Here is a 15,101-nt window from a genome sequence, read left to right as displayed (position 1 = left end):
CAATGACGTTGTGGGCCCAGGCTAAGGTGATGGCCCCTGCGGGTGGATATGAGCGCCATAAATAGCCGTTGATCGGGCGCAAAAAGAGTGGGAGGAGGCTTTGAATGAAAAGGGTTCTGGGCGAGGTGAGAAATCCAAAAACGGGCAGGACTTTGAAAGCAGACATGAAAAAGGAGGGCTTCTGTTGCCAGGTGCCCTCCGAACCCCGCCCGGGCGGGCTCATGCGCCCGGGACTTGAACTTTCGGCACTGGCGCTGCCTTACGCAGCGACAGCCACCGGAGCATAGTTGTCGTTGGCAACTATTGCTGTGGCCCGTTACGGCGGTACCATGCCGGGCGAAAGGTCTGTCCTTTCCCCTCCCCGTCGAAACTATTTCGCCCCCATCAGATGCGTCGCGATAGCATGTAACACACCGGCGGCGCATGTGGTGGAGGCGCCGGGTACTGCCCCCGGGTCCGGGGAGGGCTACTCGGACAGCCGTTTATCGCCATAGCCTGATTGCTCAGGCTCTTCTAATATAGCGCACCCGCCCCGGATTTGAAGGGGGGCAAGATCAGGTTTTTGTTCACGGGGCATCTTGACAAGACCGGAATTCGGACATATATGTCCGAACATAATTAGCGTATTGGGTGAAAGTTATTTAAAGAAGGAGTAATAATCATGGATAAAAGAAAATTTCTTAAGGATATCAAGAAAAAGGCTAATGAGAAAGGGCTTGGGTTTGTTGTGGATAAGAAAAAGGGAAAAGGGTCTCATTATATGGTCTATGTGGGTTCGCGAAAAGCAACTGTGCCAAAGCGCATAACACCGCTCATGGCTTCTGCCATTAAAAAGCAGCTGGGCCTTGATGATTGAAACAACTTTGCCACACTGCACGACATCCTGTTGTCATTTATCTCGTCACCCCAAAGATCAGCGGAACTTGTGCCACACATGCATGAGAGAGTGGTCTTGGATACCGGCTGATCTTTGGGGTGGCGATGCGGATGTCGTGTCATGTGGATTCAATACAGAACAGTGAGGTATGTGATATGCAGTTTGTCTATCCGGCAAAATTTGAGAAGGATCCTGATGGAGGGATTCTTGTGACCTTCCCTGATGTGCCGGAAGCCATCACGGGCGGTCAGGACCGGAAAGAGGCGCGCGCCATGGCCGAGGATGCCTTGGCGGTGGCCTTGCTCGCCCGCGTACAGGATGACGAACCTCTGCCGGCTCCCTCTCCATTACAAGACGGGCTGGAGGCGATTGCCGTGCCTGCGTCCGTTGCCGCCAAGCTCGCTCTCATTGCCCTTTGGCGTCGCTCCGGCCTGTCCAAGTCCGCCTTGGCCAGAAAACTTGGTGTGGATGAAAAGGTGGTTCGCCGCATGCTCGACCCCGATCACAAGACATCCCTTTCACGTCTTGAGCGGGCCATACAGGCCCTTGGCGGCCGCTTGGTCATCTCCACCCTAGAAGACCATGCCGAAACGGCATGAATACGGGAAAAAGAAAACCCGCCGGTGATGGGGAGACGGGCCTCGCCGCGCTTCGGCGGAAGGTGCGGCTGCTTTATGAAGGGCGGTCGCGGCAGGCCAGGCGGTTTCGCGTCGCCCTGCTCATTTTCGATGCGGTGACCATCACCTATTTCCTCGTTGTCTCCTTCATCCATCGCGCCCCGTGGCTGAGGGCGGCGGATATCGTCTTTGCCGTGCTGATCGCGCTGGATTTTCTGGCGCGGCTGTGGATCGCCAGAAGCCTGCGCCGGTTCTTCACCCTGCCTTCAACATGGGCGGATGTGATCGTCATCATCTCGCTGCTTGGCACCTTTATCGTGGAGAACCTGGCCTATCTGCGGATCTTGCGGGCCCTGAGGCTGTTGCGCAGCTATCACATGCTCAACTCCTTACGGGCGGAATGGCCGTTTTTCCGGCGCAACGAGCAGGTTATCAACGCCTCGGTCAATCTGGTGGTCTATGTCTTTGTGGTCTCGGCCCTAGTCTATACCTTTCAGGCTCCGGTCAATCCGGCCATCAACAACTACATCGATGCGCTTTATTTCACCGTGACAACGCTGACGACCACCGGCTTTGGCGACATCGTGCTGGTGGGAACGGGCGGGCGTCTGCTGGCGGTGGGCATGATGGCCTTTGGTGCCGCCCTGTTCCTGCGGCTGGTGCAGGCCATTTTCCGGCCGCGCAAGGTGCGCTATCGCTGTCCGCAGTGCGGGCTTCTCTATCACGACCCGGACGCCAGCCACTGCAAGCACTGCGGCCATGTGCTGAATATTCCCTATGAGGGCTTGTGAGGCCAAAAAGGCGTCTTATCTGGCTTTCCCCTGAAGGGGGCGGTTAAGGGGTGCCGCGTATCCAACTGAAATAAAATGGCATTAAAAATCCGGAACGGGAGCCTCCCGTTCCGGCCGGTGGTTTCAACAGCGGTGAGACGCAAGGATTTTAAGCCGCTTCGGCGGTTTCCTCCGTCTTGCGCTTGCGGTAGGTGCCCATGGTCTCGGCTTTTTCGAGGATATGCCCCTCCATGGCCGCAAGCAGCTCCTCGCGCGTCATGGGCTTGTCAGGCAGCGTGGTGTCCAGCGCGTAGAGCTTGAAGAAATAACGGTGCCGGCCAATGGGCGGGCAGGGGCCGCCATAGCCAATCTTTTCCCAGTCATTGTAGCCTTCCACCGCGCCTTCCGGCATGTCACTGCCGCTGGCGCCCTTCTTCAGACACTCCGGCTCCAGCGGATCCAGCTCGTACATGGGCGGGATGTTGTGCACTACCCAGTGGGTCCAGATGCGCTGCGGATTTTCGGGATCGGGCGCGTCGGGATCCTCGACAATGAGGGCAAGGCTCTTGGCCTGACGCGGAACGGCCTCGAAAACGAGCGGCGGAGAGATGTCCTCGCCCTCACAGGTGTAACGCTCGGGGATCTCCGTGCCATAGGCGAAATCGGGCGAATAGATCCGCATGCTTTCCACCCTCCCTTGTTGCCTTCAGGTTTCCCATAAATCCCAAAGAGCCCCTCTTTTTCGCACCTTGCTGAGGCGCTTTGAGGCTTTCAGTCCTTAGATGGGAAGATCGGAGAAGTTTTCCACCCCTTTGAGTGCGGAAACTTTGCAGGATTTGTGCAAACGGGCTAGATTCCCTTCCGGCACTCCCGAGTCGCTGGCCGGGAGAAAAAGAAGCGGCGCGCAACCTCTGCCTTCGCGCACGGCAGCAGGCGGCGGCGCCAGGGGCAAACTGAAAAGGACGGGGGCAGCTCCCGCCGCACGCTTGGAAGGAGGATCAGCCTCATGGCCGACATTTCCAAATATCTCGACGATGTGAAGCGCTACGATTCCAATCCCAACGAGAAGGCGGTGGAGACCATCGTGAAATATCTCGGCATTGCCCTGCGGTCGCGCGATGCCTCCCTGGTCTCCTGCTCCGATGACAAGGAGCTGGATCGAGTGCGCAAGGGCTTTTGCACCAAGAAGCTCGGGCTTGATGCCGCCGCTGCTGATGAGGCAGTGAAGAAGGTGTGCGAGCAGATGAAGGGCGACCGCAACAAGCAGCGCGTCACCTTCTACTATCTGCTGGCCAAGGCCACCAACACCATGGACAAGCTGGCCTGATCACTCCCGGCGTTTTCGTCAGGAACCGGGGGCGCCGGCCCGCTTTGAATATCCGCATGAGAGGCCCGATTCCTGTCGGTTGCTTTTGCCCGGCAGGAATCTCTTCATGTCCGCAGGCAGGGAAGCGAAAAGCCGATGCGCCAGTATCTTGAGCTGATGCGCCACGTGCTGGAGCACGGGGTGGAGAAAAGCGACCGCACCGGCACCGGCACCCGCAGCATCTTCGGCTGGCAGATGCGCTTTGATCTTGCGGAAGGCTTTCCGCTGCTGACCACCAAGAAGCTGCACATCCGCTCCATCATCTATGAGCTTCTCTGGTTTTTGCGCGGCGATACCAACATCCGCTGGCTGAATGAGAACGGCGTGACCATCTGGGATGAATGGGCGGATGAAAACGGCGACCTCGGCCCCATCTACGGCAAGCAATGGCGCAGCTGGCCCACGTGTGACGGCGGGCATATCGATCAGATCGCCGAAGTGATCGAGCAGATCCGCAACACGCCGGATTCGCGGCGCATCATCGTTTCCGCCTGGAATGTGGCGGAGCTGGACAAAATGGCGCTGCCGCCCTGTCATCTGCTGTTTCAGTTCTATGTGGCGGAAGGAAAGCTTTCCTGTCAGCTCTATCAGCGCAGCGCCGATATCTTTCTCGGCGTGCCATTCAACATCGCTTCCTACGCCCTGCTCACGCACATGATCGCGCATATCACAGGGCTCAAACCTGGCGAATTCATTCATACCCTGGGCGATGCGCATCTCTATCTCAATCACCTTGAGCAGGCGCGCACCCAGCTTGCGCGTACGCCTCGGCCATTACCGCGGCTGAACATCCGGCGAGAGGTGAAGGACATTGACGATTTCCGCTTCGAGGATTTCGAGATCATCGGCTACGATCCGCATCCGCACATCAAAGCGCCGGTGGCGGTGTGAGCGCTGGCGGTGTCATGGGGGGTGTGCTATCCTGCATGGCGGAACGGAGCGATGCGCCATGCCTTCACCCCTTGACAGAATCCGCCGCTGGCTGCACGGCCGGCGCCCCCAAACGCGCACGCGTGTGTGGCGCGAGGGAGCGGGCTGGGTCGTTGATGTACGCGGTCAGACCTGTCCCGGGTATCTGTTGGAGATCAATCGGGCGGTGGCGGACATCGGTGCGGGGGCGCGCATCGATTTGCTCGTTTCCTATCCGCCATGCGGCGAGGACGTGCGCGTATGGTGCTCGGAAAAGGGTCATGCGCTCAAGGAGATGGCGCAAACGCCAGCCGGGCATTTCCGCATCGCCATCATCAGCGGCGCTGCAAAGTCTTGAAGCGGCGGGCGCAGGGCCTTGACGATCCCGGCGGGGCATGGCCTTACAAAGGCCGGATCATGAGAGGCCGCAAGCGGCCTCAAAGCGCACGAGAACCAAAGCATCATCAAAAGCCATGAAATACTGGCTTGTGGTCTACATTCTGCTCAATGGCGTCTGGACACCGGGGGCGGAGGTGAAGCCGGCGGGATGGAGCCCGAGGGCCTATCCGTCGCTTGCAGTATGCGAAAAACGGCGGCGGTTTGCCGAAAAGGCGGTGAAGGGCGTGGCCAAGGCGCCGTCGAAATGGTTTTGCACGCGCACGCCCGATGCACCGCTTTCCGTGCTGGAGGCCGAGAAGAAGGCCCGGGCAAAGGGCCGGTGATTTCATCCTGACGAGGGGCGCAGGCGCATCACGCCGGGCCACCCATGAGCGTTGAGGGTAAGGGCTGTCAGAAATCATGGCGCAGTCCCACGCCGAGATAATTGGAGCCCGTCTTGCGCGGACTGATGAGCCCCCAAATTCCCGAGCGATGGTGAAGGCGAAAAACGAGATGCCAGTCTGGTGCAGGTGTTGGCGTCAATTCCAGCTCCGTGAGGATGTAAAACTGGAGACGTCGTGAATTATGGCCACGAATACCCTCCGCCCCCTTTTCAAATTTCGGCCGTTTGAAGGCATAGGAGAGGCCACTTCCCAATGCAAAATTCATGGACATCGCATCAATGAAGAGCCAATCCGGCGTGCGCCAGATCAGGGCACCGGTCAGTTCCGTATGTTTCTGCTTGCCCCAGTGCTTGATCACCTGTCCCGCCAGTTCCAGACGATGTCCCTGCCAATCCCCGAACGGCGTGGGAATGGTGAATTCGGGAACCACCGTGCGCGACAATTCAAGCGATGAGAGATGCGCACCATGAAACTCAAGCTTGCCGGATAGGGCCTTATAAGGCAACTCAGGCAAATTGGTTTCTGCCCAGATCGCCCAGAATGCCCCCATACGCCATGCCGGATCTTCCTCCGCCCACGCGCTTGAAGGCGGAAGAAAAAGAAGGACCATGCATAAGGCCCTGGCGAAACCGTGGTTCCCCGGCAAATTGAAGACCCGCTGTCTTTTAAGTTAGTGATATCTCCCTATGATTGTATATGGTTTGGGGTTATCCGTAAAGATTTGTAATTTTCGCCTTGGATGGAATGGGGGGTATTCTGGTGCTGAAAAGTTGACGGGATGCTCCTTCGCGTCGCAATCCTGCGGTAAAGAAGCGCCATCACTTGCGCTTGCGCTGCATGAAGCGGCGGAATTCCTCGCACTGATCCTTGCGTTTCGCCCGCGGGGTTATGATGACGATATCGGCGAGTTTTGCCGGCTCCGCGCCCTCGGGCAGGAGATCCGCGACATCCCTGGCATCCTTGCGCGCCTCCGCCTGCCAGATCACCAGCGGGTCGGGGGGTGATAAGCGCTTGCCCTGCGGACCGAAATAGGCCCCCTTGCGCTGACGCTTGATGTAGAAGGGCACGGCCCAGTCCTTGCGGGCATGGCCGTTTCCGCAGATGAGGGCGGCGCTGCCCTCTCTTGCGTGGGCAAGGGCGAGGTGACGGGCAAGAAGCGCATCGCGCATGCGCTGCACGAAGCTCATCTTGCGGGCGGTTTCGCGGGAAATCATGTCGCAATGGCTTTTCACGATGTCCCGTTCCAGGGCTTGTTGCAGTTCATCCGGCAGGGGGCCCAGGCGCAGAATGCCGATTTCCTGGCGGCTGACGGCGCTGTCGGGGCGGTCGATTAAGGCCTTGATACGCTTGCGCGGCAGGCCGGCGGCGATGATCGGTGCGTTTGCGGCAAGCACCGCCTGCATGATCGGGCGATAGATGTCGCGTGATGGCCAGCCGGAATGATCCCAGTCCACGGCGTCAAAGACATCATCGGCGGTGATGCGCTTTCTTTCGCGCAAGGCATCAAGCTTAGGCTGCAGATCATAGGGAATCATCTCGAACACCGCCGCGGGCGGGCGCTTTCTCTTCTGCGCGAAGCGGGTGAAGAGATGGGCCTGAATGCGATGATGATCCGGATTGTCGTGCACCTCGCCGAGAATGAGCAGGGCACTTTCCTCAACGCGCCGTTCAAGCGCGGAAAGGCCGATATCCGCCTTTGTTGACGCATCGAGAATGCGGCCAACCAGCGGATGATCGGCAAAAAGCTTCGTCTGCCACGGGCCGAAAGGCGCGGCTGATGTGGCATGTGCGGTGGTGATGAGGGCGGCGGGCGCAGGCAGGCTGATAAGCGCTGCGGCAGAAGCGCGGGCAAGAAGCTGTCTGCGGGAGAGCATGGACCGGTTCATGGGATCATTACGATATTGTTCATGGACTTGCCTTGGCCCCCTATCCTATACAGGAAGCCTCAATTGAGCACGGGAGAAACCATGCCGTGCGCATGGGCTTTCGTGCAAATGAAAAAACGACAAGCCTGCTTGCGACAGCTGGCAATATTGGGCCTCTTTGCGGCCTTGCCAATTTCACGCTTTTTGAAGGCTTGCGACAGAAGGCACGGACTGAAGAGGAACATACAAGCAGGACTTAGGATCCCATGCCGTGGAATTCACAAGGTGGTGGCAACTCCGGCGGTCCCTGGGGACAGGGGCCGTGGGGCGAGGGGCCGAAGCGCCCGTCGGGAGGCGGCACTCCGCCGGATCTCGACGAATTGTTGCGTAAGGGTCAGGAGAAGCTGCGCGACGTCTTTGGCGGCGGCAGCGGCGGGCGCGGTGGCAGCGGCCAGAGCGGAAAGATGGTCGCACTGCTGATCGTGGCGGTGCTTGCCGTCATCTGGGGGCTGAACTCCTTCTACCGCGTGCAGCCGGATGAGGCCGGCGTGGTTCTGCGCTTCGGCAAATACAACCGCACCACGGGGCCGGGCCTGCATTTTGCGCTGTGGCCGATCGAGACGGTGGAGCGGCCGAAGGTGGCCAAGGAAAACAAGCTCTCCTTCGGCAGCACGGATGACGAAAGCCTGATGCTGGCCGGAGACCAGAACATCGTGGACATCAAGTTCACGGTGCTGTGGCGCATCCGTGATCCGGAGGACTATCTGTTCAACGTGCGCGAGCCGGAGCTTTTGGCGCGGATGGTGGCGGAAAGCGCCATGCGCGAGGTGGTGGGCCGCACGCCGGCGGAAGAGATCCGCACCCGCGGGCGCGTGCAGGTTCAGGAGGAAGTGCGCGACCTGATCCAGAAGACGCTCGATGCCTACAAGGCGGGCATTCAGGTCACCTCCGTGCAGCTGGAGAAGGCCGATCCGCCGCGGCAGGTGATCGACGCCTTCGAGGAAGTGCAGCGTGCTGAGCAGAACCAGGATCAGTTCATCCGCGAGGCGGAGCGCTATCGCAACCGCATCCTCGGCGAGGCGCGCGGACGCGCGGCCCAGATCGTGGAGCAGGCCAAGGCCTACAAGGCCAAGGTGGTGGCCGAGGCCAAGGGTGAGGCGGCGCGCTTTCTGCAGGTGCTGAAGGAATATCGCAAGGCGCCGGATGTGACGCGGCGGCGCCTGTATCTGGAGACCATGGAGCGGATCATGTCGCGGGCGCGGAAGTTCATTCTCGATGGCGAGAAGGCCTCGGGCGTTCTGCCCTTCCTGCCGCTCAATGAGGCCGGACAAGGGACGAGCAGGCCGATCAGCAATGCACCGGCGCGGCCGGTGATGCGCCCTGTCACCCCCGGTGAGGGAGGTCAGCCATGAACGGAATGAAAGGCTTTCTTCTCGTCATTCTCGCCGTGCTGGCGGTGCTCGTCTATTCGGCGACCTTCGTCGTCGATGAGCGCGAGCAGGTGGTGATCGTGCGCTTCGGCAAGATCCAGAAGGAAATTCACGAGCCCGGCCTTTATTTCAAGGTGCCGGTTTTGGATGAGCTGGTGCGCATCGATGATCGCGTCCTCTTTTTCGACACGCCTGACCGGGCGGTGCAGGTGGTGGACGGGCGGCGCTATCTGGTGGATGCCATCACCGTGCTGAAGGTGGTCAATCCGCGCCTGTTCCTGGAGCGCGTGGGCGCCTCGCTCAGGCGGGCGCAAAGCCGGCTGGAGCCGCGCATCGAGGCGGCCTTACGCGCGGTCTACGGCCGGCGCACCTTCGATGCCGCCCTGTCGAAGGACCGTGAGGCGATGATGCGCGAGATTGCTTCCATGGTGCGGCCGGAAGCAAAGGATCTGGGCATTGATATTGTCGATGTGCGCATCCGCCGCACCGACCTTCTGCCGGAGGTGCTCAACGACACCTACAAGCGCATGAATGCGGAGCGCTATGCCGAGGCGGCGGAGCTGCGCGCGGAAGGCCGGGCCAAGGCCGCCCGCATCCGCGCCGAGGCCGACCGGCAGAAGGTGGAGCTGATCGCCAATGCGCAGAAGGAGGCGGAGATCATCCGCGGTCAGGGCGATGCGGAGCGCAACCGCATCTTCGCCGAGGCCTTCAGCCAGGACGAGGATTTCTTCGCCTTCTGGCGTTCCATGAAGGCCTATGACCAGAGCCTGACCAAGGGCACCACCATGCTGCTGGAGCCGCGTTCGGAATTCTTCCGCTACTTCGACAACTCCCTGGAAGGCCCGCTTGCCGGACGCGGGGCGGCACGGGCGAAGGCCGGTGCGGAAGACGGCGCGCAGCAGCAGTGAACCACTCGCTTGGGGAGGAAAGACCATGCTGGCCATGGCCATTGGCGGACTGGGGTTTGCCCTGCTTTTTGAAGGCATCCTCTATGCCGCCGCGCCGCAGCATCTGAAGCGCATGGCGGCATTGGTGGCGCAGATGGATGATGATACACTCAGAGCGGGAGGCCTGTTCGCCGTGGGCACGGGCCTTCTTGTGCTCTACATCGCCCGCGTGATCGCCGCGGGCTGAACCTGCAAGCTTTGGGAGTGCGCATGATGGCTATGAGCGGGTGGTCGTCCTTTTGCCGGGTTCTGGGGGCGGTGCTGATCACGGCGGCGGGCATTGTCGCCGCCCGGGCGGAACCGCCTGATGCATCACGGGGCGCGGTTGTGCTCGCCCGGGCCGATCAGGCGCAGGAGATGCCGGCGCCGGACGGGATGAAGACCACGGCCGCCGGCCTGATGCAGGGCGCAGACGTGACGCAGCCACCGCAGAGCGCCTATGTGAAGGACTTCGTGCCGCCCCGCTCGGTTGCGCCGCTGGCCAAGACGCTGGTCAAGGCAGTGGTGAACATTTCCACCGCGCGCAAGACGCGTGCGTTCTCCTCGCCGCATGGCATGCCCGGGCCCTTTTCCGACAAGTTCAGGAAGTTCTTCGAGAAAAGAAACGGCAAGAAGCGCCTGCCGCCGCATGCCAAGCGGCGGCCGACGGCGCTGGGCTCCGGTTTCATCATTGATCCGTCCGGAATTGTGGTCACCAACAATCATGTCGTGGCCGGCGCCGATGAGATCTATGTGGTTCTGCAGGACGGCACCCGCCTGAAGGCGACCTTGCGCGGGCGCGATCCCAAGACCGATCTCGCCGTGCTGCAGGTGAAGCCGGAGAAGCCACTTCCCTATGTGGTCTTTGGCGATTCCGACAAGGCGGAGGTGGGCGACTGGGTTTTGGCCATCGGCAATCCCTTCGGGCTGGGCGGCTCGGTGACCATGGGCATCATTTCCGCCCGCAATCGCGACATCAACGCCGGCCCCTATGACGACTTCATCCAGACGGACGCGCCCATCAACAAGGGCAATTCCGGCGGGCCGCTGTTCAACATGAAGGGCGAGGTGATCGGCGTGAACTCCGCCATTCTCTCGCCTTCCGGCGGCTCGGTGGGGATTGGCTTTTCCATTCCGTCCAATCTTGCGCGAAAAGTCGTGGCGCAGCTGGTGAAATATGGCGAGACGCGGCGCGGCTGGCTGGGTGTGCGCATTCAGAGCATCACCGAAGATCTGGCTGCGGGCTTAGGGCTGAAGGAGCCGAAGGGGGCGCTGGTGGCGGAGGTGACCAAGGGCAGCCCCGCTGACAAGGCCGGGATCAAGCCGCGGGATGTGATCATTGCCTTCAATGGCGTTGAGGTGAAGCGCATGCGCGATCTGCCGCGTCTGGTGGCCGAATCGCCGGTGGGGGCGAAGGTGAAGGTGAAGGTGCTGCGCGACGGGCGGCCGCTTGAGCTGACGGTGGTGCTCGGCCGGCTGGAGGAAGGCGAGAAGCTGATGAAGGCCCAGGCCGAAAAGCGCAAGGCCCGCGCCCAGACCATGGACCTTCTGGGCATGCGTCTTTCGCCTCTTACCGACTCTTTGCGCAAGACCTTCGACATTCCGGCGGAAGTGGGCAAGGGCGTGGTGGTTCTTTCGGTCACGCCGGGCAGTGATGCGGAGAAGAAGGGGCTTGAGCGCGGCGATGTCATCACCGAGGCCGGAGGGCGGCCGGTGACCAAGCCTGCCGATATCGAAAAGCGCATCAAGGCCTATCGCGACAAGGGGCGCAAGGCGCTGGAGATGCTGGTGTTGCGCAAGGCGGCCGGTTATGAACCGCGTTTCATCGCCCTGTGGATCGCCAAGAAGAAGTGACGCTGACCGGCCGGCAGGCCGCTTAAGAGGGCGAATTTCGCGGCCATGCCGGCAAAAAAGCGGGATTGCCTCTTTCATGCCGCGGCACTTGGTGCTATAGCGCAGGCCAGAACACGAGCCCGCCCATGAGCGGCCGGTGGTTCGTTTGGTTGTTCGGAGCGTAGCGCAGCCCGGTAGCGCACCACACTGGGGGTGTGGGGGTCGCCGGTTCAAATCCGGCCGCTCCGACCATTCCTTCCCCAAGCCCTTTTTGCCGTTTTCTTCCAGCCTGTTCGCGATGCTGCCTTGTTGGCGTTTGCGCCGCAAGGGATGGTGCTTTTCTCTTGCGGAATTCTGTCAGTTTACGTTTGCGGGCGCGGGCCGGTGAGGGCGCGCAGGCGGGCCAGGTCCGATGCCGCAAACAGGCCCCAGACCACGCCCAGCAGCAGATAGAAATGCCGCCAGTGATCGGTATCGATCTGAATGCCCTGCAGGATGATCATGAACAGGGGGGCGAAAAAGGCGATGGCGTGATGGCGCCAGGGGGTGTCTATGAGTACGGCGCGCATGCCGGCATAGATTGTGCCGATGATGAGCAGCAGGTAGGAGAAGCCGCCGAGCCAGCCATAGGCGGCAAAGGCGTTGATATAAACGTTGTGCGGATCCTGCCCGAAGATGCGGGCGAACTGATAAGGGCCGAAGCCCAAGGGGCTTGCGATGAGATACGGAATGGAGCGCACCTGATTGGCAAAGCGGCCGGTCTCGCCCGAATCATAGGGCTGCAGCAGGGCAAGGCGCTCCTGCAGCATGCTGCGCACGCTGGGCAGGGAAAGCAGAAAGGCAAGCAGGGCCACGGCGATGATGATGCCGAAGATGGTGTAGATGAGTATGCGCGAGCGCAGGGGCCAGGAGGGCGTGGTGAGAAAGGTAATGCCGGCAAGCAGGATCACCGATCCGGTGAACACCACCCAGGCGCCGCGGGAGAAGGCCAGGAAGAGGGCAACGCCGATGATCAGCAGGGCAACGGCGGCAATGATGCGGTGGCGGACCTTCTTCAGCATGAAGTCCTGAATGAGGAAGATGGCGGGCGCCACAAGGAAGGTGGAGAGCACGTTGGGATCCTTGAACGTGCCCTGGGCGCGGCCGATGGGCGCCCATTTCGCGCCCATGCCGAAGATGTCGAAATAGCCGATGATGCCGTTGATGGCGGCGATGACGGCGGCGAAGACCCAGGCATTGCGGATGACAGGCACGATGCGCATGGGATCGCGCGCGGTGGCGAAGGCGTAGAATATGGCATTGACGGCCATGTAGGCGGAGACCAGCACGAAGGTCACCGCCCTTTTTGTTTCATGCTCCACCTGCATGGCGCTCATAAAGCCGCCGATGTTGAACAGGGCAAGGAAAAGGATGAGCGGCGCGGCATGCGGCGTAACGAGAAGGCCCGCGGGCAGGAAGATGATGAGTGTTAAGGCAAAAAGCATCTCATAGGGCGCAGGCTCAATGACCACCAGCCAGCCCGAGGCCACGAGGATCCACAGCGCGGCGATCTGCACATGATCAAGCGCGATGCCGGAAAGACCGGCGCGGGGGGCTTTTGCGGTCGCTGACGGTGGCCTGCGCATGATGTCGATGCCTTAATCTCAAGTGTTGACAAGCCTGATGCGGCCATGGGCGGGCCCGGAAGATCACGGTTTCCGCTTCATTCTTCGCGGCTTTGTGTGAGCATATGGTTAACGTTTTCCTGACCGGGTGATCACACTACACGACACACTGTTTCCATCTTTCTCGTCACCCCGGCGAAAGCCGGGGTCTCGGGCCACAAACGCATGAGTCAATGGCCTGAGATACCGGCTTTCGCCGGTATGACGATGGGGGTGTCGTGTAGTATGCCGGGTGATCCGTTTTTCACCCTGTCCCGAAGTGAAGCACTTTCGCCAGCCCGCGTTCACCTTCGCTAAACGCGGCTTTAACCGCGTGCTTTCATCATTCGTGAACCAAGACCGGTTGGGTGTTTTCGTCAGTGGGTTGGTGAGTTTGTCATGAAGTCGTTCCGCGCTTGCCGTCAGTTCGTCATCGTGTCCATGGTCGCGCTGCTCGCCGGGGGAGCGGCCCTGGCCCAGGCGCAGCCCAAAGGCAAGGTTTCGGCCACCGTCTCGGCGGCCAATCTGCAGGTGGTTCAGGGGCTGGATGCCCTCAAGGCCGGCAAGGCCAAAAGGGCGGAGGAGCTGCTGACACAGGCGATCGAGAGCCGCACGCTGGATCCTGAGACGCTGGCGCGGGCGCTGGTGAACCGGGCGCTGGCGCGGCAGAAGCTCAAGCGGCTTCAGGAAGCGGTGCGGGATTATGATGCCGCGCTTGCCATCGATGCCTTATCGGCACGCACGCGGGCAGTGGCGCTTTACAACCGCGGCCTTGCCTGGCGGGCGCTTGGCAAGCCGGCGCGGGCGGCAGAGGATTTCACCTCCGCGATCTATCTCGATCCGCATTTCGCGCAAGCCTACTATTCGCGGGCGACGGTGCTGTTCCGTTTCGGGCAGAATGTCTTTGCCCGGGCCGATTTTGAAAAAGCGCTGAAATACGGGCATCCGCAGCCGCATCTGGTGCATTACGGGCTGGCGCTTGTGAATCTCGCGCTGGATGAGCGGCAGAAGGCGCAGGCCGCCTTGCAGGCCGCGCTGCAGGAGAAGCCGGATTTTGCTCCTGCGCGCACGCGCTTAGCACAGCTTCTGAAGGAGGATGGCGTGCGCCTTGCCGATCTCGGCGCCGGCGGAAGGGCGGTGACGGCGGGCTCGGCAACGGCGCGGCGGATTGCGCAGCTTGCCGGCAATGCCGAAACCAACTTGCGGCGGCGGGCACGTCCGCAGCCGGTGGCGCCTGCTGCGGCCGGTGCGTCTGAACCCTCGGCGCCGGCTGTGAAACGGCGCAGCCCGGCGGCGGACAGGGCGCTGATGGTGGCGAGCATCACGCCAGTGAAGGCGAAAGAGGCCAGGCAGGCGGATGCGCGTGCATCGAAGTCCCCGCAGAAGGTTGCCCGCGTTGAGGAAACGGCCACGGACAAGGCCGTGAAAGGGCAGACGGCCAAAGCGCTGGGGATGAAAAATGCGGCGACCATTACCGTTACCCCGGTGAGTGCGCCGGCGGTGCATCAGAATATCGAATCGGCGCCGGCAGGCATGAAGAGTGCGTCCGTCTCGCTGCCGAAAGCGGCCGTGGCGGAGGAGGCGGCACAGCCGGTCCTGACAGGTTGGGCCATTCAGCTCTCTTCCCAGAAGAGCGAGGCGGCGGCCTGGAACCACTGGAAGAAGCTGCAGCGCCGCGTGAAGCAAATCGTGAAGGGGGCAAAGCCCGTGGTGATGAAGGCGGAGATCGCCGGCCGCGGCACCTACTATCGTCTGCGCCTGGTGGGCTACGACAATCGGCGTCTGCCTTTAAGGCTGTGCAAGCGGCTGAAGCGCTCCAGAGTGAACTGTCTGGTAACAAAAGCGGGATCGTGAGGCGCAGATTGCGACATTGCGAAGCCTAACGGAGGGTCGTCAGTAATCTTGACCATACATGGGGGCGGGGAGAGGGCTGACAGGGATATGGGTTTGCATCCTGGCCTGAACCCGCCGGAGGACGGAAGGTCGCCCGGGATTGGCAGCCGGCGCGACCTTTCGTCTTTTTTGCGCCATCAACATTTGCCATTTGCGCTTTTGCTTGCAATGCGCCGCGGTTTGGTTCTAA

Annotated in this window: 16 protein-coding genes, 1 tRNA gene and 1 other RNA gene; 13 read left to right on the top strand and 5 right to left on the bottom strand. The window is 61.2% G+C overall.

Annotation, left to right across the window (positions count from 1 at the left end):
• Window positions 1-169: 169 nt before the first annotated feature.
• Window positions 170-547: a transfer-messenger RNA gene (gene ssrA, locus EK16_RS12060) on the bottom strand.
• Between the two features lie 114 nt (window positions 548-661).
• Between ssrA and EK16_RS11070 the strand changes: the two genes are divergently transcribed.
• From EK16_RS11070 to EK16_RS11060, 3 genes are all read left to right on the top strand, one after another.
• Window positions 662-856 (top strand): hypothetical protein, encoded by a 195-nt coding sequence (locus EK16_RS11070; protein ID WP_038037122.1) that lies wholly within the window; start codon window positions 662-664, stop codon window positions 854-856.
• A gap of 125 nt (window positions 857-981) precedes the next feature.
• Window positions 982-1,476, top strand: a complete 495-nt coding sequence (locus EK16_RS11065) for a type II toxin-antitoxin system HicB family antitoxin (protein WP_369793098.1) — start codon at window positions 982-984, stop codon at window positions 1,474-1,476.
• Window positions 1,473-2,285: an ion transporter gene (locus tag EK16_RS11060; protein WP_051929291.1), complete on the top strand. Its 813-nt coding sequence runs from the start codon at window positions 1,473-1,475 to the stop codon at window positions 2,283-2,285. The genes EK16_RS11065 and EK16_RS11060 overlap by 4 nt, the downstream gene beginning before the upstream one ends.
• Window positions 2,286-2,433: 148 nt before the next feature.
• Here EK16_RS11060 and EK16_RS11055 read toward each other — a convergent pair whose 3' ends face one another.
• Complete coding sequence (locus EK16_RS11055) at window positions 2,434-2,946, bottom strand: YbhB/YbcL family Raf kinase inhibitor-like protein (RefSeq protein WP_038037173.1); 513 nt, start codon at window positions 2,944-2,946, stop codon at window positions 2,434-2,436.
• 333 nt (window positions 2,947-3,279) lie between these two features.
• Here EK16_RS11055 and EK16_RS11050 point away from each other — a divergent pair, with 333 nt between their 5' ends.
• The 4 genes from EK16_RS11050 (at window position 3,280) to EK16_RS11035 (ending at window position 5,261) form a co-directional block, all read left to right on the top strand.
• On the top strand, window positions 3,280-3,591 hold the full coding sequence (locus EK16_RS11050) for a DUF2853 family protein (protein ID WP_038037170.1): 312 nt from the start codon (window positions 3,280-3,282) through the stop codon (window positions 3,589-3,591).
• Window positions 3,592-3,726: 135 nt separating this feature from the next.
• On the top strand, window positions 3,727-4,521 hold the full coding sequence (locus EK16_RS11045; RefSeq protein ID WP_038037119.1) for a thymidylate synthase: 795 nt from the start codon (window positions 3,727-3,729) through the stop codon (window positions 4,519-4,521).
• Window positions 4,522-4,579: 58 nt separating this feature from the next.
• Window positions 4,580-4,897, top strand: coding sequence for a sulfurtransferase TusA family protein (locus EK16_RS11040; RefSeq protein WP_038037117.1), 318 nt, complete (start codon window positions 4,580-4,582; stop codon window positions 4,895-4,897).
• 115 nt (window positions 4,898-5,012) lie between these two features.
• The gene (locus EK16_RS11035; RefSeq protein ID WP_038037116.1) at window positions 5,013-5,261 is read left to right on the top strand and encodes a hypothetical protein; all 249 of its coding nucleotides are present in this window, start codon (window positions 5,013-5,015) and stop codon (window positions 5,259-5,261) included.
• 67 nt (window positions 5,262-5,328) lie between these two features.
• On the opposite strand, the gene EK16_RS11030 is transcribed toward EK16_RS11035, so the two are convergent.
• Together EK16_RS11030 and EK16_RS11670 are read right to left on the bottom strand one after the other, a co-directional pair.
• Window positions 5,329-5,931, bottom strand: coding sequence for a hypothetical protein (locus tag EK16_RS11030; RefSeq protein WP_156098592.1), 603 nt, complete (start codon window positions 5,929-5,931; stop codon window positions 5,329-5,331).
• A 208-nt stretch (window positions 5,932-6,139) separates the two neighbouring features.
• Window positions 6,140-7,207 (bottom strand): ChaN family lipoprotein, encoded by a 1,068-nt coding sequence (locus EK16_RS11670; RefSeq protein WP_051929290.1) that lies wholly within the window; start codon window positions 7,205-7,207, stop codon window positions 6,140-6,142.
• Window positions 7,208-7,452: 245 nt separating this feature from the next.
• On the opposite strand from EK16_RS11670, the gene hflK reads away from it, so the two are divergent.
• The 5 genes from hflK (at window position 7,453) to EK16_RS11000 (ending at window position 11,627) form a co-directional block, all read left to right on the top strand.
• Window positions 7,453-8,598, top strand: coding sequence for an FtsH protease activity modulator HflK (hflK, locus tag EK16_RS11020; protein WP_051929289.1), 1,146 nt, complete (start codon window positions 7,453-7,455; stop codon window positions 8,596-8,598).
• A complete protein-coding gene (gene hflC / locus EK16_RS11015; protein ID WP_038037114.1) occupies window positions 8,595-9,524 on the top strand; it encodes a protease modulator HflC in 930 nt (309 codons plus the stop codon). Before hflK ends, hflC begins: the two co-directional genes overlap by 4 nt.
• A 25-nt stretch (window positions 9,525-9,549) precedes the next feature.
• Window positions 9,550-9,750 carry a DUF2065 domain-containing protein gene (locus EK16_RS11010; protein ID WP_038037113.1) on the top strand — a complete coding sequence of 67 codons (201 nt, stop codon included), beginning with the start codon at window positions 9,550-9,552 and terminating at the stop codon, window positions 9,748-9,750.
• A gap of 23 nt (window positions 9,751-9,773) precedes the next feature.
• Window positions 9,774-11,396 carry a DegQ family serine endoprotease gene (locus EK16_RS11005; protein WP_156098591.1) on the top strand — a complete coding sequence of 541 codons (1,623 nt, stop codon included), beginning with the start codon at window positions 9,774-9,776 and terminating at the stop codon, window positions 11,394-11,396.
• A 154-nt stretch (window positions 11,397-11,550) separates the two neighbouring features.
• Window positions 11,551-11,627 (top strand) — tRNA-Pro (locus EK16_RS11000).
• A gap of 110 nt (window positions 11,628-11,737) precedes the next feature.
• On the opposite strand, the gene EK16_RS10995 is transcribed toward EK16_RS11000, so the two are convergent.
• On the bottom strand, window positions 11,738-13,000 hold the full coding sequence (locus EK16_RS10995) for an O-antigen ligase family protein (RefSeq protein WP_051929288.1): 1,263 nt from the start codon (window positions 12,998-13,000) through the stop codon (window positions 11,738-11,740).
• 417 nt (window positions 13,001-13,417) lie between these two features.
• Here EK16_RS10995 and EK16_RS10990 point away from each other — a divergent pair, with 417 nt between their 5' ends.
• A complete protein-coding gene (locus EK16_RS10990; RefSeq protein WP_081910505.1) occupies window positions 13,418-14,872 on the top strand; it encodes an SPOR domain-containing protein in 1,455 nt (484 codons plus the stop codon).
• The last annotated feature ends 229 nt before the right edge of the window (window positions 14,873-15,101 follow it).

This window comes from Thermopetrobacter sp. TC1, from assembly GCF_000746275.1.
In the GTDB taxonomy this organism is placed as follows: domain Bacteria; phylum Pseudomonadota; class Alphaproteobacteria; order Rhizobiales; family Aestuariivirgaceae; genus Thermopetrobacter.
The sequence above is the reverse complement of the archived record's forward strand: the minus strand, read 5'-3'. Positions and strand labels throughout refer to the sequence as shown.